Genomic DNA, 23370 nt, shown 5'->3' with positions numbered 1-23370 from the left:
TCGATGACCACCGGCGCCAAGGTGTTCGCCTTCGCCACCATGTGCGTGGGCATGTTCATCGCGCTGCTGGACATCCAGATCGTCTCGGCCTCGCTGCGCGACATCGGCGGCGGGCTGTCGGCCGGCACCGACGAAACCGTGTGGGTGCAGACCAGCTACCTGATCGCGGAGATCATCGTCATCCCGTTGTCGGGCTGGCTGGCGCGGGTGATGTCCACGCGCTGGCTGTTCGCCGCGTCGGCGGCCGGCTTCACGGTGACCAGCCTGCTGTGCGGCATCGCCTGGAACATCCAGAGCATGATCGCCTTCCGCGCCATGCAGGGCTTCCTGGGCGGCTCGATGATCCCGCTGGTGTTCACCACCGCCTTCATGTTCTTCGGCGGCAAGCAGCGCGTGATCGCCGCGGCCACCATCGGCGGCCTGGCTTCGCTGGCGCCCACGCTCGGGCCCACCGTGGGCGGCTGGATCACGGACCACTTCTCGTGGCACTGGCTGTTCTTCATCAACCTGGTGCCCGGCATCTTCGTCATGATCGCGGTGCCGATGTTCGTGCGCGTGGACCGGCCCAACTGGTCGCTGGTGCGCGGCGCCGACTACCTCGGCATGACGCTGATGGCCCTGTTCCTCGGCTGCCTGGAATACACGCTGGAAGAAGGCCCGCGCTGGGACTGGTTCGGCGACGACACCATCCGCGCCACGGCCTGGATCGCCGCGCTCGCCAGCGTCGGCTTCGTCTGGCGCAGCCTGACCTACGCGAACCCCGTAGTGGACCTGCGCGCGCTCAAGGACCGCAACTTCGCGCTCGGCTGCTTCTTCTCGTTCATCGCCGGCGTGGGCATCTTCGCCACCATCTACCTCACGCCGCTGTTCCTCGGGCACGTGCGCGGCTTCAGCGCGCTGCAGATCGGGCTGGCGGTGTTTTCCACCGGCATCTTCCAGGTCATGTCGATCCCGGTCTACGCCTTCTTTGCCAACCGCGTGGACCTGCGCTGGCTGCTGATGGTCGGGCTGGCCTGCTTTGCGTTCTCGATGTGGCAGTTCGCGCCGATCACCAGCGACTGGGGCGCCGACCAGCTGATGCTGCCGCAGGCTTTCCGCGGCATGGCGCAGCAGTTCGCGGTGGCGCCGGTGGTCACGCTCACGCTGGGCGCGCTGCCGCCCGAGCGGCTCAAGCTGGCCTCGGGCCTGTTCAACCTGATGCGCAACCTGGGCGGGGCGATCGGCATCGCGGTGTGCGCCACCATCCTCAACGACCGCACCAACCTGCATTTCCTGCGGCTGGCCGAGCACCTCAACGCCGGCAACGAGGCCATGGCCGAACTGCTGCAATCGGCCACCGGCAGCATGGCCGCCTGGGGTTTCGACGCGGCGGGCGCACAGTCGGCCGCCGTCAGGCAATTGTGGACGCTGGCCTACCGCGAGGCGCAGACGCAGAGCTTCGGCGACGTCTTCGTCGCCATCATGGCCTGCTTCGTCATCGCCACGGCGATGGTGCCGCTGATGCGCAAGGTGGCGCCGCCCAAAGCGCCTTCGGCCGATGCGCACTGAGGCGCGCTGAGGCGCACTGAGCACCGCCGGGACCGGCGTCATCGCAAGGGAGCAAGACCATGTCCATTCGCCATTTCATCGTGCTGGCCGGCGCGGCACTGCTGGGCGCCGGCCTGGCGCCGGCCCGCGCCGCCACCGACGCGCCGCCGGGCGGCAGCATGGCCTGCGCCCGCGCCGACAACATGTATTGCCGCGTGCCGCCGCGGCCCGGCGCGCCGCCGGCCGGGCCGCGGCGCGAGCGCGGCGGGCAGGTGGCCTGACGGTGGCCTGAAGGTCGCGGCGGGCGTTTTGGCTATCATGGTGAAAGTATCGTGATGCCCGACGGAGCCGCCAGACATGCAGAGAAAGACCTTCAGGAACATGCAATGCCCCATCGCCCGCGGCCTGGAACGGGTCGGCGAGTGGTGGAGCATGCTGCTGATGCGCGAGGCGTTCTACGGCACGCGCCGCTTCGACGACTTCCAGAAGAACCTGGACATCGCCCCCAACATGCTCACGCGCCGGCTCACCGCGCTGGTGGAGGAGGGGCTGCTGGAGCGGCGCCAGTACTCGGAGAAACCGCCGCGCTACGAATACGTGCTGACGCCGGTGGGGCACGACTTCCTGCCGGTACTGCTGGCCATGCTGGCCTGGGGCAACAAGCACTTCGCGCCGGAAGGCGCGAGCGTGGAGGTGGTCGACAAGGCCACCGGCAAGGTCGCCGAACCGGTGCTGGTGGACGCCGGCACCGGCGAGCGCCTCGATTTCACGCGGCACACGCTGATGCCCGGGCCGGCGGCGGCCGAGGGCACGCGCCGGCGGCTGGCCGCCGCGCAAGGTTTTTTGTCGGGCGCCGAGCCGGTGCCCGGCGATGTGGCAAGGCAAGCCTGACGGGCACCGCGGCGGATTGGCGCGGCGCCCGCCCGGCCTGCCGGATCGATTCATTTCACTTATTTCATCGAGGCGGGAAAAGTCATGAAGATTCTGGTCCTGGGCGCGGGCGCGATGGGCGGCTACTACGGTGGCCGGCTGATGCAGGCGGGCGCGGATGTCACATTCCTGGTGCGCCCGCGGCGCGCCGAAATCCTGGCCCGCGACGGCCTGGCGGTGCGCAGCGAGCTTGGCGACATCCGCACCCCGGTGAAGGCCGTGCAGGCCGCCGGCGTGCGGCCGGACTACGACCTCGTGCTGCTGGCGTGCAAGACCTATGACCTCGACAGCGCCATGCAGGCGCTCGATCCGGCGCTGGAGACGGAGAGCGGCAAGGGGGCTGCCATCCTGCCGCTGGTCAACGGCCTGCGCGCCTACGAGACGCTGGACGCGCGCTACGGCCGCGAGCGCGTGCTGGGCGGCGTTTCCTACATCGCCACCACGCTGGATGCGTCCGGCACCGTGATCCACCAGGGCCCCGGCGACCGGCTGGTGGTCGGCGCGCGCGCCGAGGCGGCGCAGCCGCTGGCACGCGCCTTCCACGAACTGGCGGCCGCCACGCCCGGCACGCGCGAGCTGTCGGCGGACGTGGACCAGGCGCTGTGGAACAAGTGGGTGATGATCGCCTCCGGCGCGCTGATGACCTGCCTGATGCGCGGCACCGTGGGCGAGATCGTGCGCACCGGTGACGGCCGCGCGCTGATGCAGCAGGCCATGGACGAATGCGCTGCGGTGGCGAGGCTGTCCGGCCACGCCTTGCCCGAGCCGGTGCGCAAGGCGATGCACGAGCGGCTGCTGGACGCCAGCTCCGGCTGGGCCGCCTCGATGATGCGCGACATCGCCCAGGGCGCGCCGCGCCTGGAAGCGCGCGACATCGTCGGCGACATGGCCAGCCGCGCCGAGCGCTTCGGGCACGCCGTGCCGCTGGTGCGCACCGCCTACGCCCACCTGCAGGTCTACGAGGCCCAGCAGGCCCGGCGCACCGCCGGCTGAACGGCCCGCGCTCTAGCCAGCCGCCGCGGTCTGCGCGGCGGCGGCCATGCGCCGCTCGCGCCCGGCCAGCCGGAACGCCCCCGGCCCCACGCCGAAGTACGCCTTGAACGCGCGCCCGAAGGCCGCCTCCGAAGCGTAGCCGCACTGCTCGCCGATGCTGGCCGCCGACTCGCGGTCCAGCGTCAGCAGGCGGGCCGCCATTTCCATGCGCAAGGTGGTGACGAACTGCAGCGGCGTCTCGCCGCTGAGCTGCGCGAAGCGCCGCGCGAAGGTGGCGCGCGACACATTGCACACCTGCGCCAGCGACTCCACCGACCACGGCTCGGCCGGCGCCGCGAGCACCGCGTCGACCGCCCGCGCCAGGCGCGCATCCGCCATCAGGGCCAGCACGCTGTGATTCACGCCGCCCTGCGCGATCAGCGCGCGCAGCAGCAAGGTCAGCAGCGCCGTCGACAACTGCCCGATCACCGCCGCCGCGCCCGGCTCGGGCGCCTGCGCCTCGTTGCGCATCATGCCGATCAGGGCCTCCAGCCACGCGCAGTCGGCGCGCTGCGCGGTGGCGACGCGCAGCACCGGCGGCAGGTGGCGCAGCAGCATGGTGCCCGGCAGCCCCAGCACGAAAGTGCCGCACAGCATGTCGATCCCCGCGTCGTCGCCGGGGATCGACATCTCGGTCAGCAGGCCGTTGAAACGGGTCTGCGGCGAGGTCGTGGCCGCGGTGTCGGCGGCGGCGCGCAGGCTGCGCAGCGTGTGCGCGCTGCCGTGCGGGAACAGCAGCACGTCGCCGGCATCCAGGCGCAGCTCCTCGCTGCCCACCTGCGCGCGCGCCTGCCCGCCCAGGATGATGTGATACGGCAGGTGCCCCGGCGGCGCCGCGGCGTTCTCCACGCGCCAGATGCCGGCGAAGTGGCAATGCAGGTCCACGGTGCCGGCCGGGGCGAGCATGCGGACCAGTTCTGTCAGGCTGTCCATGGCAAGGGCGCGCATGATGCGCTGGTCGAAGGGTTGAGACGATAAGGCAAGATAATGCGACGATTATATGCAGTAAAAGACGGTTTCGACGCCTAGACTTCAGGCCATGGAAGCAGCGCAACCAACAACGCGCGGTCCATCGACCAACCCAAAAGGAGTCAATCATGTCCCGTCTTCACACCATCGCCGTCGAAGAAGCCACCGGCCAGACCGCTGAACTGTTCGGCGCCATCAAGAAGGCCATCGGCAAGGTCCCCAATGCCTACCTGACCATCGGCAGCAACGCGCCGGCCGTGCTGGCCAACGTGCTGCAGACCGGTGCGCTGCTGCAGAAGAACTCGACGCTGAGCGCGCGCGAAGTGGAGGCCATCAACCTCGCCGTCAGCGAAGCCTCGGGTTGTGACTATTGCGTGGCGGCGCACACCATGACCGGCAAGATGGCCGGCTACAGCACCGAGCAGACCCGCGAACTGCGCGCCGGCGCTTACGCTGGGGACGGCAAGATCGACGCGCTGGTCCGCTTTGCGCTGACCCTGGTCAAGACCAGCGGCACGCTGCCGGCGAGCGCCGTGGATGCCGTGCGCGCCGCCGGCTACACCGACCGCCAGATCGTCGAGAGCATCCAGGCCGTGAGCGCGATCCTGTTCACCAACATGCTCAACCGCGTCAACGACACGGTAGTGGATTTCCCGAAGGTGGCGTGAGCGGGACGGGGAGGGCGGGCGGCCCTCCCGTTTCCGGCGGCTATCGACATGCGGAATGCTTCGTTTCGCTGCGGCCCGCCGCTGTGGAGAATGATGGATCCTTCCACCCATCCGCCTGCCATGCCAAACATCCTGCCTCGCCTTCTCGCCGCCAGCCTGCTGGCGGCTTCCGTGCTTTCTCCGCTTGCCGCGCGGGCCGACACGGCCATCCTCAATGCCGGCTACGACGTCACCCGCGAGCTGTACCGCGACATCAATCCCGGCTTCATCGCCAGCTGGAAGCAGTCCACCGGCGAGACCGTGGTCGTCAACCAGTCGCACGGCGGCTCGAGCAAGCAGGCGCGCTCGGTGGCGGACGGGCTGGACGCGGATGTGGTGACGATGAACCAGGAGACCGACATCGACATCCTGGTGCAGCGCGGCGTGGTGGCGCCGGACTGGAAGAAACGCCTGCCCGACAATGCGGCGCCGTACTACTCCACCATCGTGTTCCTGGTGCGCAAGGGCAATCCCAAGCGCATCCTCGACTGGGATGACCTGGGCCGCGCCGGCGTGCAGGTGATCGTGCCCAATCCCAAGACCTCGGGCAACGGCCGCTATACCTACCTCGCGGCATGGGGCGCGGCCATCCGCAAGGGCGGCAGCGAAGCGCAGGCGCGCGAGGCGGTGACCCGGCTGTTCCGCAACGTGCCGGTGCTCGACACCGGCGGGCGCGGCGCCACCACCAGCTTCACGCAGCGCCAGCTCGGCGACGTGCTGGCCACCTTCGAGAGCGAGGTGCACCAGATCCGCAAGGAGCTCGGCGACAGCTTCGAGGTGGTCTATCCGAGCCAGTCGATCATCGCGGAGGCGCCGGTGGCGGTGGTCGACAAGGTGGTGGACAAGCGCGGCACGCGCAAGGTGGCCACGGCCTACCTGCAGTACCTGTGGTCCGATGCCGGGCAGGAGGTGATCGCCAGCCAGTTCTACCGGCCGCGCTCGCCGGCGGTGCTCAAGGCGCACGCGGCGCAGTTCCGCCCGATCACGTTGTTTACGGTCAATGACGTGTTCGGGAGCTGGGCGCAGGCGCAAAGCCGGCACTTCGCGGACGGCGGCGAGTTCGACAAGATCTACCAGGGCCGGCAGTAAGCGGCTGGATGTGCTGAATCGCGCCGGCGCCACGCCGGCCGATTGTTTTCTCCCCTCTCCCGCTTGCGGGAGAGGGGCCGGGGAGAGGGCCGGCGGCACCACGAAGTAAAGCCTCCGCGCCCAAGCCTCCGCGCCCGGTCCGCCCTCACGCTCCCCGCGCTACCGCGGCGCGTTCAGCCCGTTGCGCGCATTCAGGTGCTTGACTAGCTTGCCCAGCGTGGTGGCCTGGATCAGCAGGCTGAACACCACCACCAGGTAGGTCACGCCGATCAGCATCTCGCGGCCGTGGAACTCCGGCAGCGACAGCGCCAGCGCGATCGAGATGCCGCCGCGCAGCCCACCCCAGGTCATGATGGTGGCCGAATGCGGGTTGAGCCGGCGGAAGTTCTGCAGCGCCAGCAGCGGGATCGCCACGCTGATGGCGCGCGCGATCAGCACCACGGGAATCGCCGCCAGGCCCAGCCAGACGATATGCAGGTGCAGCGACAGCGCGATGATCTCCAGCCCGATCAGGCCGAACAGCACCAGGTTGAGCAGCTCGTCGAACAGGCCCCAGAAATTGAACAGGTGCTCGCGCGTCTTCTCGGACATCGAGGTGGTGGCGCCGTGGTTGCCGATCACCAGCCCCATGATGACCACGGCCAGCGGCGCCGAGACGTGCACCAGCTCGGCCAGGCTGTAGCCGCCGGTGGCCAGCGCCAGCGTGATGAGGATTTCCACCGGATAGCTCTCGATGCCGCGCAGCAGCAGCGAGGCGCCGTAGCCGAGCGCCGCGCCCAGCACCAGCGCGCCCAGCACTTCGCGCACCAGCGCCGTGGCCACGTGCGCGGCGGAGAACTCGGTGGCGCCGGTGGCCAAGCCGACCAGCGTGAGGAAGGCCACCACCGCGGTGCCGTCGTTGAACAGCGACTCGCCGGCGATCTTGGTTTCCAGGCTCTCCGGCGCGCCCGCGCTCTTGAGCACGCTCAGCACGGCGATCGGATCGGTGGGGGAGATCAGGGCGCCGAACACCAGGCACCACAGCAGGCTGATGGGGTGGCCGAGCCACTGCGCCACGTAATAGAAGCCGGCGCCCACGGCGGCGGTGGAGATCACCACGCCCACGGTGGCCAGCAGCAGCACCGCGCGGCGCTGGCGGCGCATGCGCGAGAGATCGACGTGGAGCGCGCCGGCGAACAGCAGCAGGCTGAGCAGGCCGTGGAAGACCACGTCGGAGAAATCGATCTGGGCCACCAGCTTGCGGGCCTGGGCCACCATTTCGGGGTGGTTGAAGCCGAGGATGGATACGCTCAGGCAGGTCACCAGGCCGACGGCGGTAATGCCCAGCGTGTCGGGCAGCTTGATGAAGCGGTAATTGATGACGCCGAAAATGGCGATGAGAGTGAAAAGGGCGCCAGTCCCCTGGAATACAGTCATGCGGTGGGTGTCTCCTTGCTGTGGGCGGTGGATGAAATGGCTGGCGGATTCACGGAATGTGTATCCGGTGCCACATGAAAGATACCAGCATTTTATGAAAACCCGCTTGCAAGCCGCCACGGGGATGAGGGAAGGGCCGGCGTGGGCCCGCGCCGGCGCACTTATCCGGCGGCGTCGAAGAACGCCAGGAACCTGCGCATGATCGGCGACAGCGCGCCCGTGCGGTGCGCCACCAGCACCCGGCTGGCCGCGTCCGGCCCGGCCAGCGCGCGGTAGGCCACGCCGGGAATGCCGGTGCGCGCGTAGATCTCCGGCAGCACCGAGATCCCGGCGCCGCTGGCCACCAGGCCGATGATGGTGGTGGCCTCGCGCGCCTCCTGCGCGATGCGCGGCGCAAAGCCGGCCCGGTTGCACAGCGTGGTCACGTGGTCGAACAGCCCGCAGCCCAGCCCGCGCGGGAACAGCAGGAAGGGCTGGGCGGACAGCGTGCCGATGTCCAGCCCGGCCACATCGTCCGCATTGCCCGCATCGTTCACATCGCCCACAGGGTCCGCGGCCACGGCCGAGTGCGTGGCGGGCAGCACGGCCACCAGCCGGTCGGCCAGCACCTCGTGCACGGTGATGCTGGGCGGCGGGTAGAACTGCGGCGACGGCCGCAGGAAGCCGATGTCGATCTCGCCTTTCTCCAGCCCCTGCAACTGCTGCCCGGTGGACATATGCACCAGTTCCAGCGTCGCGCGCGGGTGGCCGAGGCGGAACTGCTGCACCGCGCGCGGAAAGGCGTCCTGCATCGGTACGGAGGCGGTGAACGCCACCCGGATCTCGCCGGCCTCGCCGGCGGCCACCTGCTTGACCACCTCGCGTGCCTGCTCCAGGTTGCCCAGCGCCGCGCGCGCCTTGTCCAGGAACAGCGTGCCAGCCGGCGTGAGGGCCACGTGGTGGCGCGAGCGGTCGAGCAGCGGGCTGCCCAGCTCGTCCTCCAGCGCCTTGATCTGGGTGCTCAGCGGGGGCTGGCTGATATGCAGCTTGCGAGCGGCCTCGCTGAAGCTCAGCGCTTCGGCCACGGCGACGAAATAGCGGAGTTGGCGGAAATCCATGGGCGTTTGGTTATATCGTCGCGCAATAACAGGCGGCTTGAAAACGTATTGGACACTATCACAATCGGTGCCCAGAATGCATGCAAACGATTTCAACCCGATCCACAGGAGACAAGAATGCTGCGCCGAACCTATCTCGCCGGCTTGCTGGCCACCGCGCTGTCGCTGGGCGCCGTCGCCACCGGCACCGCCGCCGAAACCTACCCCGCCAAGCCCATCCGGCTGGTGGTGCCCTACGCGGCGGGCGGCGCGGTGGACATCGTGGCGCGCTCGGTCGGCCAGAAGATGAGCGTGCTGCTCAAGCAGCCGATCATCGTCGACAACCGGCCCGGCGCCAGCACCAATATCGGCCTGGACATGGTGGCCAAGGCCCAGCCGGACGGCTACACCATCATGATGGCCTCCAACAGCCTGGCCACCAATGCCGCGCTGTTCGCCAAGCTGCCGTTCGACCCCGCGCGCGATTTCACGCCGGTGGCGCGCATCGGGCAGGCCTCGCTGGTGCTGGTGGTGCCGGCCAAGTCCAGCGTCACCTCGCTCAAGGACCTGATTGCCCAGGCCAGGTCCCAGCCCGGCAAGCTCAGCTACGCCTCGGCCGGCAACGGCAGCTCCGGCCATCTCGCCGGCGAGCTGTTCAAGGAAGCGGCCCACATCGACGTGCTGCACGTGCCCTACAAGGGCGGCGCGCCGGCCATCACCGACCTGCTGGGCGAGCGCATCTCCTTCATGCCGATCAACCCGCTCGAAGTCATCACGCATATCCGCGCCGGCACGCTGCGCGCCATCGCGGTGGCGAGCGACCAGCGCACGCCGCTGCTGCCCGATGTGCCGACCTCGCGCGAAGACGGCCTGCCGGGCTTCACCGCCTCGGTGTGGTGGGGGCTGGTGGCGCCGGCCAGGACGCCGGCAGCCGTGGTGCATGAACTCAACGCCGCGGCCAACGCCGCGCTGGCCGACGCCGACGTGCGCAAGCAACTCGCGCAACTGGGCGTGACCATCCTGCCCGGCACGCCCGAAGCCTTCGGCCAGTTCGTGCGCAGCGAAACCGCCACCTGGAACGGCGTGATCCGCAAGGCGGGCATCACCGCCGACTGACCGACTGGCGCACCGGCGCACCGGCGCGCCCACGCATCGCACAAGCAACACGATTCAACGACAAACACCCATGTCCATGCCCGACATCCAAGCCCAAGCGCAATCTCCGGCCCCGGCCGGGGCACCGGCGCATCGTCCCTCCATCCTGGTGGTCAGCGCGCACGCCGCCGACTTCGTCTGGCGCGCCGGCGGCGCCATCGCGCTGTATGCCGAGCGCGGCTACGACGTAAAGATCGTCTGCCTGTCCTTCGGCGAGCGCGGCGAGTCCGCCAAGATGTGGCGCCAGCCGGGCATGACGCTCGAGCGCGTCAAGGCCGCCCGGCACGAAGAAGCCCGGCAGGCCGCCGACATCCTCGGCGCCACGCTCGAATGCTTCGACCTGGGCGACTATCCGCTGCGCGTGAGCGACGAAGCGCTGCTGCGCCTGGCCGACATCTACCGCGAACTGCGGCCCGAGCTGGTCCTGAGCCACTCGCGCGAGGACATCTACAACTTCGACCACCCGCTGGCCACCCACGTGGCGCAGGAAGCGCGCGTCATCGCCCAGGCGCACGGCTACAAGCCCGAGCTGCCGGTGATCGGCGCGCCGCCGGTGTTCCTGTTCGAGCCGCACCAGCCCGAGCAATGCAACTGGAAGCCCGACGTGCTGCTCGACATTTCCCCGGTGTGGGAGAAGAAGCAACGCGCCTTCGCCACCATGGCGGCGCAGGAACACCTGTGGGAGTACTACACCCGCGTGGCGCTGCAGCGCGGCGCGCAGGCTACCCGCAACTCGGACCGCAAGGTGAAATACGGCGAGGGATACGCGCGCGTGTTCCCGCAAGTCACGGAGAGCCTGGCATGAAGACCATCGCCTATCGCCATATCCTGCGCGCCGACGCGGCCGACATCGACGCGCTGGGCAGCGCCGGCGTGGCCACCGTGCACGAGGCGCAGCGCCGCACCGGACTGATGAAGCCCTACCTGCGGCCGGTCCAGTCCGGCGCGGCCATTGCCGGCAGCGCCGTGACGGTGCTGATGCATCCCGGCGACAACTGGATGATCCACGTCGCGGTGGAAATGGTGCAGCCCGGCGACGTGCTGGTGGTGGCGCTGGTCAGCGACTGCACCGACGGCCTGTTCGGCGACCTGCTGGCCACCTCGCTCAAGGCGCGCGGCGCGCGCGGGCTGGTCATCGACGGCGGCGTGCGCGACGTGGCCACGCTCAACGCCATGGGCTTTCCGGTCTGGTCGCGCGCGGTCTCGGCGCAGGGCGCGGTCAAGGAAACGGTGGGCGCGGTCAACGTGCCGGTGGTCTGCGCCGGCGCCCACGTGCGGCCCGGCGACGTGATCGTGGCCGACGACGACGGCGTGGTGGTGGTGGCGCGCCCGCAGGCCGGCGCGACCGCCCGGCTCGCCGCCGAGCGCGAAGCCAACGAGCTGGCCAAGCGCGCCACGCTCGCCTCCGGCGTGCTGGGCCTGGACATGTACAAGATGCGCGAGGCACTGGCGGCCAGGGGCCTGACCTACTCCGACCAGGCGGTGGACTGGTACAGCGGGTTCGACGAGGCCTGATCCCCGGCGGCGCCCCCGATTCTGGTATAAGCAACGCAGACGATTTTCCGGGCCCCGGGGGAGCCAGATGGAACTGCGCCAGCTTCAATACTTCGTGCGGGTGGTCGAGCTCGGCAGCATGAGCCGGGCCGCGCTCGACCTCGACATGGTGCAGTCGGCCATGAGCCAGCAGATCAGCCGGCTGGAGAGCGAGCTGTCCACCCGCCTGCTGCGCCGGACCACGCGCGGCGTCACGCCCACCGAGGCCGGGCTGGCCTTCTTCCGCGAGGCCCAGCTCGCGCTGCGCCATGCCGAGCAGGCCAAGCGCGCGGCCCACCATGCGCGGCTGTCCGGCACCGTCAGCGTGGGGCTGGCGCCGACCACCGCGTCGATGGTCGGCGTGCCGCTCATGCGCGCCATGCGCGAGCGCTACCCCGACGTGCGCCTGCACATGGTGGAAAGCCTGTCCGGCCACCTCGGCGCGATGCTCAACGCGCGCCAGCTCGACCTCGCCGTGCTGTTCGACACCCACGTGGCGCGCCGCTGGAGCGTGACGCCGCTGCTGGAAGAAACCCTGTTCCTGATCCGCTCGCGCAAGGCGCTGCCGGCCGGCCTCGATGCCGGGGCGCCCGCGCGCCTGCGCATGGCGCAGCTGCAGGACGTGCCGCTCATCATGCCCACCGGCCTGCACGGGCTGCGCAGCACGCTGGACGCGGCCTTCGCGCGCGCCAAGATCGTGCCGCAGGTGGTGCAGGAAGTGGATTCGCTGGCCATGCTGATGGACGCGGTGGACCTGGGCTTCGGCGGCACGCTGCAGCCGTGGGCGGCGGTGGGGCGCTACGCCGACGCCGCCGAGCGCTTCCACCTGGCCGAGATCGCCGATCCCAAGGTGCGGCGCCAGAACGTGCTGTGCAGCCTGTCCGACGACGAACTGTCCCCGGCGGCGCTGGCCCTGCGCGTGGTGCTGGCCGACTGCGCGCGCGAGCTGGTGCGCTCGGGCGCCTGGCGTGGCGCGCGACTGCTGAGTCCGCAGGACTGAAGGCCGGAACCGCGGAGGAGGCGCGGAGGAGCCGCCGGGGAGGCCGGGGTATCACGAATCGTGATGCCCCCATGCCGCCGGCGGCCTTAGCAGGCGGGCGCGGGCCCGGTACAGTGCGGGCTACCCCACGAGAAAGCCGCATTGTGTTCCTGATCGCCCCAACCCGGAAGCGCCTGCCGGCGGCTTCCCCCCGCCGCGCCGGAGGCGCGCGGCCATGATCGACGTCCTGGTCATCGGCGGCGGCAACGCCGCCCTGTGCGCCGCCCTGATGGCGCGCGAAGCCGGCGCCAGCGTGCTGCTGCTCGAAGCGGCGCCGCGCGAGTGGCGCGGCGGCAACTCCCAGCACACCCGCAACCTGCGCTGCATGCACGACGCCCCGCAGGACGTGCTGGTCGAGGCCTACCCCGAGGAAGAGTACTGGCAGGACCTGCTCAAGGTCACCGGCGGCCTGACCGACGAACGCCTGGCGCGCCTGGCGATCCGCGCGTCTTCCACCTGCCGCGACTGGATGCGCAAGCACGGCGTGCACTTCCAGCCGCCGCTGTCGGGCGCGCTGCACGTGGCGCGCACCAACGCCTTCTTCATGGGCGGCGGCAAGGCCCTGGTCAATGCCTACTTCCGCAGCGCCGAGGCGCTCGGCGTGCAGGTGCGCTACAACGCGCCGGTGGATGCCATCGAGCTGGACGGCGACCGCTTCGTGGCCGCGCGCATCGGCAGCGAGCGCATCGAGGCGCGCAGCTGCGTGCTGGCCGCCGGCGGCTTCGAGTCCAACCGCGAATGGCTGCGCCAGGCCTGGGGCCAGAACGCCGACGGCGAATGGCCGGCCGACAACTTCCTGATCCGCGGCACCCGCTTCAACATGGGCGTGCTGCTCAAGTACATGATCGAGGCCGGGGCCGACGCCATCGGCGACCCGTCCCAGTCGCACTGCGTGGCCATCGACGCGCGCGCGCCGCTGTACGACGGCGGCATCTGCACCCGCGTGGACTGTGTCTCGCTGGGCGTCATGCTCAACCGCAACGCCGAGCGCTTCTACGACGAGGGCGAGGACTTCTGGCCCAAGCGCTACGCCATCTGGGGCCGGCTGGTGGCCCAGCAGCCCGGGCAGATCGGCTACTCCATCATCGACGCCAAGGCCGTGGGCCGCTTCATGCCGCCAGTGTTTCCCGGCGTGCGCGCCGACACGCTGCCGGAACTGGCGCGGCAGCTGGGCCTCGACGAAGCCACCTTCGTGCGCACCATCGAGGCGTACAACGCGGCCTGCCGCGTGGGCAAGTTCGACCACACCGTGCTGGACGACTGCCACACCGAGGGCATTGCCCCGGCCAAGACCCACTGGGCGCGCCCGCTCGACACCGCGCCGTTCTACGGCTACGCGCTGCGCCCGGGCATCACCTTCACCTATCTCGGCCTGAAGGTGAACGAACACGCCGCCGTGCACTTCGGCGGCAAGCCCAGCGCCAACCTGTTCGTGGCCGGCGAGATGATGGCCGGCAACGTGCTGGGCAAGGGCTACACGGCCGGCGTCGGCATGGCCATCGGCACCGCCTTCGGCCGCATCGCCGGCACCCGGGCCGCCGCCGCCGCCGCGCGGGGCCTGCGCAACGATATCCAGGAAGACCAGCATGCAACATCTTGAAGCGCTGACGCGCGAGGCGGCGGCGCTGGCCGAGGGCGCGCTGCCGCTCACCGGCGACGAGGCCGAGGTCGGCCGCATCATGCAGATCTGCAACGCCTGCCGCTACTGCGAAGGCTTCTGCGCCGTGTTCCCGGCCATGACGCGCCGGCTCGAGTTCGGCAAGGCCGACATCCACTACCTGGCCAACCTGTGCCACAACTGCGGCGCCTGCTACCACGCCTGCCAGTACGCGCCGCCGCACGAGTTCGCCGTCAACGTGCCGCAGGCCATGGCCAAGGTGCGCGTGCAGACCTACTCCGACTATGCCTGGCCGGCCGCGCTCGGCGGCCTGTACCGCCGCGCCGGGCTGGCCACGGCGCTGGCGCTGGCCGGCGGCCTGGCGCTGTTCCTGGTGATGATGCTGGCCGTGCAGGGCAGCCTGCTGCATGCGCCGCTGGCCGGCAACTTCTACGCCATCTTCCCGCACAACCTGCTGGCGGGAATGTTCGGGCTGGTGTTCGGCCTCGCCATCGTGGCGCTCGGGGTGGGCGTGGCGCGCTTCTGGCGTCGCGTGACGCCCGGCGAGCTGGCCGGCGAGGCCCGCGGCCCGGCCATCGGCGGCGCCGCGCACGACGCGCTGCGGCTGCGCTATCTGGACGGCGGCCACGGCCAGGGCTGCAATAACGCCGACGACGCCTTCACGCTGTGGCGCCGCCGCTTCCACCATTTCACGTTCTACGGCTTCATGCTGTGCTTCGCGGCCACGGCGGTCGCCACGCTCTATCATTACCTGCTGGACCTGCACGCGCCGTATGCGCTGACCAGCCTGCCGGTCCTGCTCGGCACGGCCGGCGGCATCGGCCTGCTGATCGGCACGGCGGGGCTGCTGCGGCTGAACCTGACGCGCGACCCGAACACCGGCGACGCGGCGCAGAAGCCCATGGACCGCGGCTTCATCGCGCTGCTGTTCCTCACCAGCGCCACAGGCCTGGCGCTGCTGGCCTGGCGCGACACCGCCGCCATGGCGCTGCTGCTGGCCGTGCACCTGGGCGTGGTGATGGCGCTGTTCCTGACGCTGCCCTACGGCAAGTTCGCGCACGGCATCTACCGCAGCGCCGCGCTGCTGAAGTGGAACATCGAAAAACGCCGGCCGAGCAATCTCGCGCTCGGCTCGGACTGAAGTCGCCCCCGAACCCCGGCTGAAACGCATACCGTATCCACAAGGAGATCCCCATGAACAAGCCCGGCGTGCTCGCCATTCCCTCGATGCGAGGCCAGTGCAGCGAAGCCGAATGGCAGGCGCGCGTGGACCTGGCCGCCTGCTACCGGCTGGTGGAGCTGTACGGCATGGCCGACATGATGGCCAACCACATCTCGGTGCGCGTGCCCGGAGAGGAGGGCGCCTTCCTCATCAACGCCTACGGCATGATGTACGAGGAAATCACGGCCTCCAGCCTGATCAAGGTGGATCATGCCGGCACCATCCTCGCCAAGCCGGACTTCGGCCCGCTGAACTACGGCATCAACAAGGCCGGCTACGTGATCCACAGCGCCGTGCACGAGGCGCGCCCCGAAGTGGCCTGCGTGATCCACACCCACAGCTGGGCCTCGATGGCGGTGTCGTCGCTCGACTGCGGGCTGCTGCCGCTCACGCAGACCGCCATGCGCTTTCTCAAGATCGGCTACCACGACTACCAGGGCGTCGTGCTCGACACCGCCGAGCAGGCCTCGCTGATCGAAGACCTGGGCACCGGCGAAGCGCTGATCCTGCGCAACCACGGCGCGCTCACCGTGGGCAACACCGTGGGCGAGGCCTTCAACTGGATGCACCGCCTGGAACTGGCCTGCCGCGCGCAGATCGGCGCGATGTCGTGCAACACGCCGCTGCGCGAAGTGGGCGCCGACGTGCTGCAGGAAACCTGGAACAACTACCAGCCCGGCACCCGCAGGCCCTACGGCGTGATGGAGTGGCCCGCGCTGCTGCGCAAGCTCGACCGCCTGGACCCGAGCTTCCGCGACTGAGCGCCGCGCCCGCGGGGCGCGGGCAAGCCCCGCCGCGCTCCGGCTCGCCGGAGCGGACCACCCGAGAACATAAAACAGACAGGGAACGGCGGACGCGGGCGCGTGCCGGCGCCGCTCGTCCCAAGGAGACCGTCATGCCGCAGTCCGCCCCCGCCTTCGCCTCGTTTCCCGCCTTCGCCGCCCTGCGCATGCCACGCCGGGCGCTGGCCGCCCTCGCATGCGGGCTGGCCTGCGCCGCCGCCGCGAACGTCCACGCCGCCGGCGACGACTATCCCGCCAAGCCGGTGCGCGTGGTGGTGGCATTTACCGCCGGCGGCACCACCGACATCCTGGCGCGCAGCGTGGCGCAGGCGCTGGCCCAGCGCTTCAGGCAATCCTTCGTGGTGGACAACCGGCCCGGCGCCGGCGGCAATATCGGCACCGAGGCCGTGGTGCGCTCGCCCGGCGACGGCTATACGCTGCTGGTCGATTCGGTCGGGCCCATTTCCATCAACCAGACGCTCTACAAGAAGCTCAACTACGATCCGCTGGCCGATCTCGTGCCGGTGGTGCAGATCGCCGACGTGCCCAACGTGCTGGTGGTGCATCCTTCGCTGCCGGCCAGGAGCTTCGAGGAGTTCGTCGCCTATGCCAAGGCCAACCCGGGCAAGCTCAACTACAGCTCCACCGGGGTGGGCACCTCGTCGCAGTTGTCGAGCTTCATGCTGACGCAGCGCGTCGGCACCGAGGCCACGCACATCCCGTACAAGGGCGCCGACGCGCTCAACGACCTGCTCTCGGGCAGGGTACAGTTCATGTTTGCCACCATTCCCTCGGTCATTGCCCATATCAAGGCGGGCAAGCTGCGGGCGCTGGCGGTGAGCAGCGCGCACCGCTCGAAGTCGCTGCCCGACGTGCCCACGGTGGCGGAGAAGGGTTTTCCCGGTTTCGAGGCGGGCTCGTGGTTCGGCGTGTTCGCGCCCAAGGGCACGCCCAAGGCCGTCGTCGACAAGCTGAACCAGGCGGTCAACGAGGCGTTGCCGTCGCTGCAGGCGCAGATGGTGCGCGAAGGGGCGGACCCGGTGGGGGGCTCGCCGGAGCAGTTCGGGCAATTCACCCACAAGGAATACGCCAAGTGGAAGGTCGTGGTGCACGACTCCGGCGCTTCCATCGACTAACCCCGTACAGATCGCAATACACGCTGCAATGAACCATCCATCCGGCGGGCCTGGCCCGCGCATCCTGATGTCGGAACAGGCCCTGCGGCAATACGGCGCGGACATCGGCGCCGCGCTCGGCGGGCACTTCGTGCCGGCGGTGCTGCCGCCCGGCGACGGCCCGCATGGCGGGCCGGACAGCGGGCTCGACGCCGACATCGCCTTCGTCTCGCGCGATGTCACCGGGCTGTCCACCAAGCACGAGATCCTGCCCGCCACACGGCGCTTCTATGACGCCATGCTGGCCAGCCCCTCGCTGCGCTGGACGCATACCCATTCGGCCGGCGCCGACCGCGCCGTGTTCGGCGAGTTGCGCGCGCGCGGCGTGCAGGTGACCACCTCGTCCGGCGCCAACGCCGGCGTGGTGGCGCAGACCGCGCTGGCCGGGCTGCTGGCGCTGGCGCGGCATTTCCCGCAGATGCTGGCGGCCCAGGGCGAGCGCCGCTGGGCGCCGCTGATCGGCTCCGGCCTGCCGCGCGACATCGCCGGGCAGACCGCGACCATCGTCGGCTGGGGTCCGATCGGGCAACTGCTGGGCAAGCTGCTGCACACGCTGGGCATGCACGTGGTGGTGGTGCGGCAGAGCGCCGCGTCGGCCGGGCCGGACTATGAGACGGTGGCATTCGACGGCGTGCGCGCCGTGCTGCCGCGCACCGACTGGCTGTTGCTGGCCTGCCCGCTCACGCCGCAGACACAGGGGCTGGTGGACGCCGCCGCGCTGGCCCTGCTGCCGGCCGGCGCGCGGCTGGTCAACGTGGCGCGCGGCGAAGTGGTGGACGAGGCCGCGCTGATCGCGGCGCTGCGGTCCGGCCACCTTGCCGGCGCCTACCTGGACGTGTTCGCGCACGAGCCGCTGCCCGCGGACTCGCCACTGTGGACCCTGCCCAACGTCATCGCCACGCCGCACAGCGCGGGTTTCTCGGATGGCAATGCCGCGCGCGTGGCGGGAATCTTCATGGACAACCTGCGGCGCTGGCGGGCGGGGGAGGCGTTGCGCAACCTCGTCGGCTGAGGTGCGGGAAGCCATCGGCTTCGCTTCTTGCCGCGATGCCGGACAACACCACTGGCTTCGCTCGATGTGGCTCCTGGCCGAACCGCCCCTCTCCCCAACCCTCTCCCCGTGAGGGGAGCCCCAAAAGCGCCGCGTTCCCTCGCCCGGCGCGGTCAGCCCGCGTCCGCGGGCGCGAAGGTCGGCACCGGCGGCCCGTCCTCGGTCGGCGTGAAGGTGAGCTTCACTTTCTGCCCGATGCGCACCGTGTCGAGGTCGCAATCCACGATGTGGGTCATCATGGTCACGCCTTCTTCCAGCGTCACGTAAGCGATGCAGAACGGCGTGGGGCCGGCGCGGCGCGTGACGCTGAACGAATAGATGGTGCCGCGCCCGGAGGCCTGCTTCCATTCCGTGTCGCCCATGCAGAACGGGCACAGCGTGCGCGGGTACCAGTGCGGCTTGCCGCAGGACTTGCAGTGCCGGACCAGCAGGCGGCCTTCGCGCGCGGCTTCCCAGAACGCGGTGTTGTCGGGCGCCACCTGCGGCGACTTGAGCGGCGTGGCCGTGTAGGGTGTGCTCATCGTTGTTACTCCCGTTCCAGAATCACAGTGGCGCTGCCGTGGCGCGAGCCGAGATAGCCGCCCGTGCCCTGGGCCAGGGCCAGGTCGCAGTTCTTGACCTGCACGGCGGGATGCGCCTCGCCGCGCAGTTGGCGCACGGCTTCGATCACCTTGGTGATGCCGCCGCGGTTGGCCGGGTGGTTGTTGCACAGGCCGCCGCCGTCGGTGTTGAAGGGCAGCTTGCCGACGCCCGAGATCAGATTGCCGTCGGCCACGAACCGGCCGCCTTCGCCCTTCTTGCAGAAGCCCAGGTCTTCGAGCTGCATCAGCACCGTGATGGTGAAGCTGTCGTAGATCGAGGCGTACTTGATGTCGGACGGACGGATGCGCGCTTCCTCGAAGGCGATCGGGCCCGAGATGGCCGCGCCCGACCAGCTCAGGTCCACTTCGCCGCCGAGCTGGCCCTTGACCGCTTCGCCGGCGCCGATGATCTTGACCTTGGGCCGCTTGAGCCGGGCCGCGATTTCCGGGCGCGCCACGATCAGCGCGCCGCCGCCGTCGCTGACCACGCAGCAGTCGAGCTTGTGCAGCGGGTCGGAGATCATGGGGGAGTTCAGCACGTCGTCCACGGTCACGACTTCGCGCAGCATGGCGTGGGGATTGTGCTGGGCATGGTGCGAGGCCGCCACCTTGATCCAGGCGAGCTGCTCGCTGGTGGTGCCGTACTGGAACATGTGGCGCATGGCCACCATCGCGTACAGGTTCACCGTGACGGCGTTGTAGGGCGCCTCGAACGGCTGGTCGGGCAGGTTGGCGCCCCAGTTGCGCGCCTGCGTGCCGCTCGATCCTTCCGAGCGCGGGCGGCCCGCCAGCGTGATCAGCGCCACGTTGCACTTGCCGGCGGCGATAGCCTGCGCGGCGTGCGAGACGTGGGCGATGTAGGCCGAGCCGCCGGTGTCGGTGGAGTCCACGTGGCGCACCTTGAGGCCAAGGTAGTCCACCATGTTGATCATGCCGAGGCCGGGCGCGTCGCCCGCGCAGAAGTAGCCGTCGACGTCCTGCAGGGTCAGTCCGGCGTCCTCCAGCGCGCCGCGCGCGCATTCCGCGTGCAGTTGCGCCACGCTCTTGTCCGGAGCCTTGCGCGTCGGGTGCTCGTAGGCCCCGACGATGTATGCCTTGCCGTTGATGCTCATGGGTCTCCCTGGTTGTTTCCGGGTACGGGTGATGGAATGGATGGAATGGATGGAATCCGTGGGCGGCCGGCCGGCTATCCGGCCGGCCTGTTCCTGCCTCGCCCTGGATTGTGACGCGGTCTCACGGCGCGCGCCCGAAGCGCTCGCGCAGCTCGCGCTTGAGCACCTTGCCGATGGCGTTGCGCGGCAGCTCGCCGGTCAGCTCCAGCGCGGCCAGGCGCTGCATTTTCTCCAGCCGGCCGTTGGCCCAGTCCAGTAGCGCCGCGGCGCTGGCCGCGGCGCCGGCGCGCGGCACCACGAAGGCCACCGGCGTCTCGCCCCAGCGCTCCGAGGGCACGCCCACCACGGCCGCGTCGGCGACGTCTGCGTGCGTCATCAGCACGGCCTCGATGTCGCTGGGATAGAGATTGAAGCCGCCCGAGATGACCATGTCCTTCTTGCGGTCCATCAGCACCAGGAAGCCGTCGGCATCGAAATAGCCGACGTCGCCGGTGCGGATGAAGCGCTTGCCGGCGGCATCGAACCACTCGGCCTCGGCGGTCCTGGCGGGCTGGTTGTGGTAGCCGGACATCATGCCGGACGAATGCCCCACGATCTCGCCCGGGGTGCCGGGCGGCGCGTCGGGCGGCAGCTCGCGGCCGTCCTCGCCGAGCAGGCGCATGTCGGTGTCCGCCGTCGGGCGCCCCACGGTATGCAGCTTGTGCGGGTGCTCGTGCGCGCGCAGCTCGCAGCGCCCGCCGCCTTCGGTCATGCCGTAGTACTCGGTCAGTGTGCCCGGCCAGCGTTGCAGCGCCTCGGCCTTGAGCGCCGCCGGGAACGGCGCGCTGGTGCAGAACTTGTGGCGGAACGCGGACAGGTCGGTGCCGGCGAAGTCCGCGTGCGCGAGGATGCGCTGGTACTGCACCGGCACCAGGATGGTGTGGGTGGCGCGGTGTCGCGCCGCCAGCGCCAGGTAGCGGCCGGCATCGAACTTGCCCATCAGCACCACGGTGCCGCCCAGCGCCAGCGTGGGCAGCAGGCTGACCAGCGTGGTGTTGGAGTACAGCGGCGTCGCCAGCAGCGCCACGCTGTCCGGGCCGTAGCCGCCCTGCGCGGCGCGCTGCACGTGCGAGGCGCGCATGCCGAACGGCTGGACGATGCCCTTGGGCACGCCCGTGGTGCCCGACGAATAGATCAGGTTGAAAGCCCAGTCCGGGCGGATCGCCGCCGGCGCGGGCCGCGCATCGCCGGGCGCGAGCCACTGGCTGAACGGCAGGCCGGCCGGGCTGTCGTCGAGCGCGATGCAGGGCACGTCCGGCCCGGCCTGCGCGCCGCCGCGCAGGGCTTCGTGCGTGGTGGCGTCGACGAACACGCGATGCGCGCCCGCGTCGCGCAGCATCATGCGCAGGGTGTCCGGGTTCAGCGCCGGCGACAGCGGCGCCACCGCCACGCCCGCGCGCAGGCTGCCGAGGAAGGCGGCCACGTAGCCGATCGACGTGGCCGCGCAGATGGCGACGGTGCCCTGCGCGGGCACGCCGTCGCGCTGCAAGGCCGCGGCGACGCGGTCGGCCAGGCGGTTCAGCCCGGCGTAATCGATGCTGTGCCCGTCCAGCACCAGGGCCGGATGGCGGGGGCGCAAGGCCGCCTGCGCGTCGACCAGGGCGGGAAGGGGAACGAATTCGGTACTTGTCATCGGGGGCGCAGCAAACTTCCCGGCCGGGCCGGGGAGCGTTGAGGAAAGCGTGGTCCGGGGCGCCCACGGGCGCCAGCCGCCTGGGGACAGAGTGTCGCGCCTGACGGCGGGTTCGACAATTTGGCTTTTTGGAAGTGAGCCTTGCGCACGGGTTTTGTGCGCCGCACAAGCGACGGCGCGGCGGCAGCGATCGTCGCCGGGGACGCGACGAATCCGGCCCGGCCATGCCGGGCCGGTGCGCGGCGCCGGCCTAGACGGTCGCCTGGACGCGGTTCTTGCGGTACAGGATGAGGGTGGCGGCCAGCCCGCACGCCGCGGCAAACGCCATCCAGTAGCCCGGCGCCGCCTTGTCCTTGGACACTTCGATCAGATACGTGGAGATGGCCGGCGTAAAGCCCCCGAAGATGGCGGTAGCCAGGCTGTACGCCAGCGAGAAGCCCGCCACCCGCACCTCCACCGGCATCACCTCGGTCAGCGCCACCACCATGGCGCCGTTGTACATGCCGAACAGGAAGGACAGCCACAGCAGCACCAGCAGCATGCGCTCGAAGCTCGGCGCGCCGGCCAGCCAGGACAGCGCGGGGTAGGCGGTCACCAGCGCGATCAGCGAGATCGCCAGCAGGATGGGCCGGCGGCCGATGCGGTCCGACAGCGCGCCGCCGATGGGCAGCCAGATGAAGTTCGAGAGGCCCACGCACAGCGTCACCGCCAGGCTGTCGGCCGTGCTTAGCTTGAGCACGGTCTTGCCGAAGGTGGGGGTGTAGACGGTGATCAGGTAGAAGGTGGTGGTGGTCATGGCCACCAGCATGGTGCCGGCCAGCACGGTGCGCCAGTTGCGCAGCATGGAGTCCAGCACCTCGCGCGTGCTCGGGCGGACGCGGCGCGCGCTGAAGGCTTCCGTTTCCTGCAGCGAGCGGCGCAGCACGAACAGGAACGGCACGATCAGGCAGCCGATCAGGAACGGAATGCGCCAGCCCCAGCTATGCAGCGCATCGGGCGCCAGCCACTGGTTCAGCCCGAACCCCAGCGCGGCGGCCACCACGATGGAAATCTGCTGGCTGGCCGACTGCCACGCGGTATAGAAGCCCTTGTGGCCCGGCGTGGCCATCTCGGCGAGATAGACCGACACGCCGCCCAGCTCCGCGCCGGCCGAGAATCCCTGCAGCAGGCGGCCCGTGAGCACCAGCAGCGGAGCCAGCACGCCGATGGAGGCGTAGCTCGGCACCAGCGCGATCAGGATGGTGCCGCTGGCCATCAGCGTCAGCGTCACGATCAGGCCCTTGCGCCGGCCCACCTTGTCGATGTACGCGCCCAGCATGATGGCGCCGAGCGGGCGCATCAGGAAGCCCGCGCCGAACACGGCGAAGGTCAGCATCAGCGAGGCGAACTCGCTGTCGGCCGGAAAGAACGCCTGGGAGATATAGGTGGCGTAGAAGCCGAACAGGAAGAAATCGAACTGCTCGAGGAAGTTGCCGCTCGTCACACGCAGTACCGCGGCGAGTTTCGAGGACCCGGGCACCGCCGTCCCCGCCATTTGCGCTTGCATCGCCAGTCTCCATGGGCACGTCGTGCGGCGTATGCGGCGCCTGCCGGCGGCAAGCCGGCGGGCGGCCGCTTGTGCGGCTCACGCGTGTGGAGGTCAATATATGCCTTGCAAGCCCCCGGCGCCAGTCCCACGGCGCCA

22 protein-coding genes are annotated in these 23370 nt (G+C 70.1%); 15 read left to right on the top strand and 7 right to left on the bottom strand.

Annotated features, from left to right (window positions below):
• Positions 1–3 precede the first annotated feature (3 nt).
• The 4 genes from ACKI2N_RS29805 to ACKI2N_RS29790 all read left to right on the top strand — a co-directional run bounded on the left by ACKI2N_RS29805 (position 4) and on the right by ACKI2N_RS29790 (position 3450).
• Positions 4–1548 carry a DHA2 family efflux MFS transporter permease subunit gene (locus ACKI2N_RS29805; RefSeq protein ID WP_420992540.1) on the top strand — a complete coding sequence of 515 codons (1545 nt, stop codon included), beginning with the start codon at positions 4–6 and terminating at the stop codon, positions 1546–1548.
• 59 nt (positions 1549–1607) lie between these two features.
• Positions 1608–1808: a hypothetical protein gene (locus ACKI2N_RS29800; RefSeq protein WP_420992462.1), complete on the top strand. Its 201-nt coding sequence runs from the start codon at positions 1608–1610 to the stop codon at positions 1806–1808.
• A gap of 76 nt (positions 1809–1884) precedes the next feature.
• On the top strand, positions 1885–2418 hold the full coding sequence (locus tag ACKI2N_RS29795) for a winged helix-turn-helix transcriptional regulator (RefSeq protein WP_420992463.1): 534 nt from the start codon (positions 1885–1887) through the stop codon (positions 2416–2418).
• An 84-nt stretch (positions 2419–2502) separates the two neighbouring features.
• Positions 2503–3450 (top strand): 2-dehydropantoate 2-reductase, encoded by a 948-nt coding sequence (locus ACKI2N_RS29790; protein ID WP_420992464.1) that lies wholly within the window; start codon positions 2503–2505, stop codon positions 3448–3450.
• Between the two features lie 12 nt (positions 3451–3462).
• On the opposite strand, the gene ACKI2N_RS29785 is transcribed toward ACKI2N_RS29790, so the two are convergent.
• The gene (locus tag ACKI2N_RS29785) at positions 3463–4437 is read right to left on the bottom strand and encodes a cupin domain-containing protein (RefSeq protein ID WP_420992465.1); all 975 of its coding nucleotides are present in this window, start codon (positions 4435–4437) and stop codon (positions 3463–3465) included.
• A gap of 149 nt (positions 4438–4586) precedes the next feature.
• Between ACKI2N_RS29785 and ACKI2N_RS29780 the strand changes: the two genes are divergently transcribed.
• The gene (locus ACKI2N_RS29780) at positions 4587–5126 is read left to right on the top strand and encodes a carboxymuconolactone decarboxylase family protein (protein WP_420992466.1); all 540 of its coding nucleotides are present in this window, start codon (positions 4587–4589) and stop codon (positions 5124–5126) included.
• Between the two features lie 120 nt (positions 5127–5246).
• The gene (locus ACKI2N_RS29775) at positions 5247–6254 is read left to right on the top strand and encodes a sulfate ABC transporter substrate-binding protein (protein ID WP_420992467.1); all 1008 of its coding nucleotides are present in this window, start codon (positions 5247–5249) and stop codon (positions 6252–6254) included.
• Between the two features lie 159 nt (positions 6255–6413).
• Here ACKI2N_RS29775 and ACKI2N_RS29770 read toward each other — a convergent pair whose 3' ends face one another.
• On the bottom strand, positions 6414–7670 hold the full coding sequence (locus ACKI2N_RS29770; protein WP_420992468.1) for a cation:proton antiporter: 1257 nt from the start codon (positions 7668–7670) through the stop codon (positions 6414–6416).
• Positions 7671–7831: 161 nt separating this feature from the next.
• On the bottom strand, positions 7832–8767 hold the full coding sequence (locus tag ACKI2N_RS29765) for a LysR family transcriptional regulator (RefSeq protein WP_420992469.1): 936 nt from the start codon (positions 8765–8767) through the stop codon (positions 7832–7834).
• A gap of 117 nt (positions 8768–8884) precedes the next feature.
• Between ACKI2N_RS29765 and ACKI2N_RS29760 the strand changes: the two genes are divergently transcribed.
• From ACKI2N_RS29760 to ACKI2N_RS29720, 9 genes are all read left to right on the top strand, one after another.
• Positions 8885–9862 (top strand): Bug family tripartite tricarboxylate transporter substrate binding protein, encoded by a 978-nt coding sequence (locus tag ACKI2N_RS29760; RefSeq protein ID WP_420992470.1) that lies wholly within the window; start codon positions 8885–8887, stop codon positions 9860–9862.
• Positions 9863–9938: 76 nt separating this feature from the next.
• Entirely contained in the window at positions 9939–10706 is a 768-nt protein-coding gene (locus ACKI2N_RS29755; RefSeq protein WP_420992541.1) for a PIG-L deacetylase family protein, read from the top strand.
• Complete coding sequence (locus ACKI2N_RS29750; protein WP_420992471.1) at positions 10703–11416, top strand: 4-carboxy-4-hydroxy-2-oxoadipate aldolase/oxaloacetate decarboxylase; 714 nt, start codon at positions 10703–10705, stop codon at positions 11414–11416. The genes ACKI2N_RS29755 and ACKI2N_RS29750 overlap by 4 nt, the downstream gene beginning before the upstream one ends.
• Before the next feature lie 67 nt (positions 11417–11483).
• The gene (locus tag ACKI2N_RS29745) at positions 11484–12434 is read left to right on the top strand and encodes a LysR substrate-binding domain-containing protein (RefSeq protein WP_420992472.1); all 951 of its coding nucleotides are present in this window, start codon (positions 11484–11486) and stop codon (positions 12432–12434) included.
• A gap of 214 nt (positions 12435–12648) precedes the next feature.
• Positions 12649–14073 (top strand): FAD-dependent tricarballylate dehydrogenase TcuA, encoded by a 1425-nt coding sequence (tcuA, locus tag ACKI2N_RS29740; RefSeq protein ID WP_420992473.1) that lies wholly within the window; start codon positions 12649–12651, stop codon positions 14071–14073.
• Positions 14060–15232 carry a tricarballylate utilization 4Fe-4S protein TcuB gene (tcuB, locus tag ACKI2N_RS29735; RefSeq protein WP_420992474.1) on the top strand — a complete coding sequence of 391 codons (1173 nt, stop codon included), beginning with the start codon at positions 14060–14062 and terminating at the stop codon, positions 15230–15232. The genes tcuA and tcuB overlap by 14 nt, the downstream gene beginning before the upstream one ends.
• A 53-nt stretch (positions 15233–15285) precedes the next feature.
• A complete protein-coding gene (locus ACKI2N_RS29730; protein WP_420992475.1) occupies positions 15286–16074 on the top strand; it encodes a class II aldolase/adducin family protein in 789 nt (262 codons plus the stop codon).
• A gap of 134 nt (positions 16075–16208) precedes the next feature.
• A complete protein-coding gene (locus tag ACKI2N_RS29725) occupies positions 16209–17231 on the top strand; it encodes a Bug family tripartite tricarboxylate transporter substrate binding protein (protein WP_420992476.1) in 1023 nt (340 codons plus the stop codon).
• A 28-nt stretch (positions 17232–17259) separates the two neighbouring features.
• On the top strand, positions 17260–18282 hold the full coding sequence (locus ACKI2N_RS29720) for a D-2-hydroxyacid dehydrogenase (protein ID WP_420992477.1): 1023 nt from the start codon (positions 17260–17262) through the stop codon (positions 18280–18282).
• A gap of 152 nt (positions 18283–18434) precedes the next feature.
• On the opposite strand, the gene ACKI2N_RS29715 is transcribed toward ACKI2N_RS29720, so the two are convergent.
• The 4 genes from ACKI2N_RS29715 to ACKI2N_RS29700 form a co-directional block, all read right to left on the bottom strand.
• A complete protein-coding gene (locus ACKI2N_RS29715) occupies positions 18435–18842 on the bottom strand; it encodes a Zn-ribbon domain-containing OB-fold protein (RefSeq protein WP_420992478.1) in 408 nt (135 codons plus the stop codon).
• Between the two features lie 5 nt (positions 18843–18847).
• Positions 18848–20014 (bottom strand): thiolase domain-containing protein, encoded by a 1167-nt coding sequence (locus ACKI2N_RS29710; protein ID WP_420992479.1) that lies wholly within the window; start codon positions 20012–20014, stop codon positions 18848–18850.
• A 121-nt stretch (positions 20015–20135) separates the two neighbouring features.
• The gene (locus ACKI2N_RS29705; RefSeq protein ID WP_420992480.1) at positions 20136–21686 is read right to left on the bottom strand and encodes a class I adenylate-forming enzyme family protein; all 1551 of its coding nucleotides are present in this window, start codon (positions 21684–21686) and stop codon (positions 20136–20138) included.
• Between the two features lie 250 nt (positions 21687–21936).
• Positions 21937–23232, bottom strand: a complete 1296-nt coding sequence (locus ACKI2N_RS29700; RefSeq protein ID WP_420992481.1) for an MFS transporter — start codon at positions 23230–23232, stop codon at positions 21937–21939.
• Positions 23233–23370 lie beyond the last annotated feature (138 nt).

The sequence above is a fragment of the Cupriavidus sp. 30B13 genome (assembly GCF_049059565.2).
Taxonomy (GTDB): domain Bacteria; phylum Pseudomonadota; class Gammaproteobacteria; order Burkholderiales; family Burkholderiaceae; genus Cupriavidus.
Note: the sequence above shows the minus strand (reverse complement) of the source record. Positions and strands in the feature narration are given on the sequence as shown.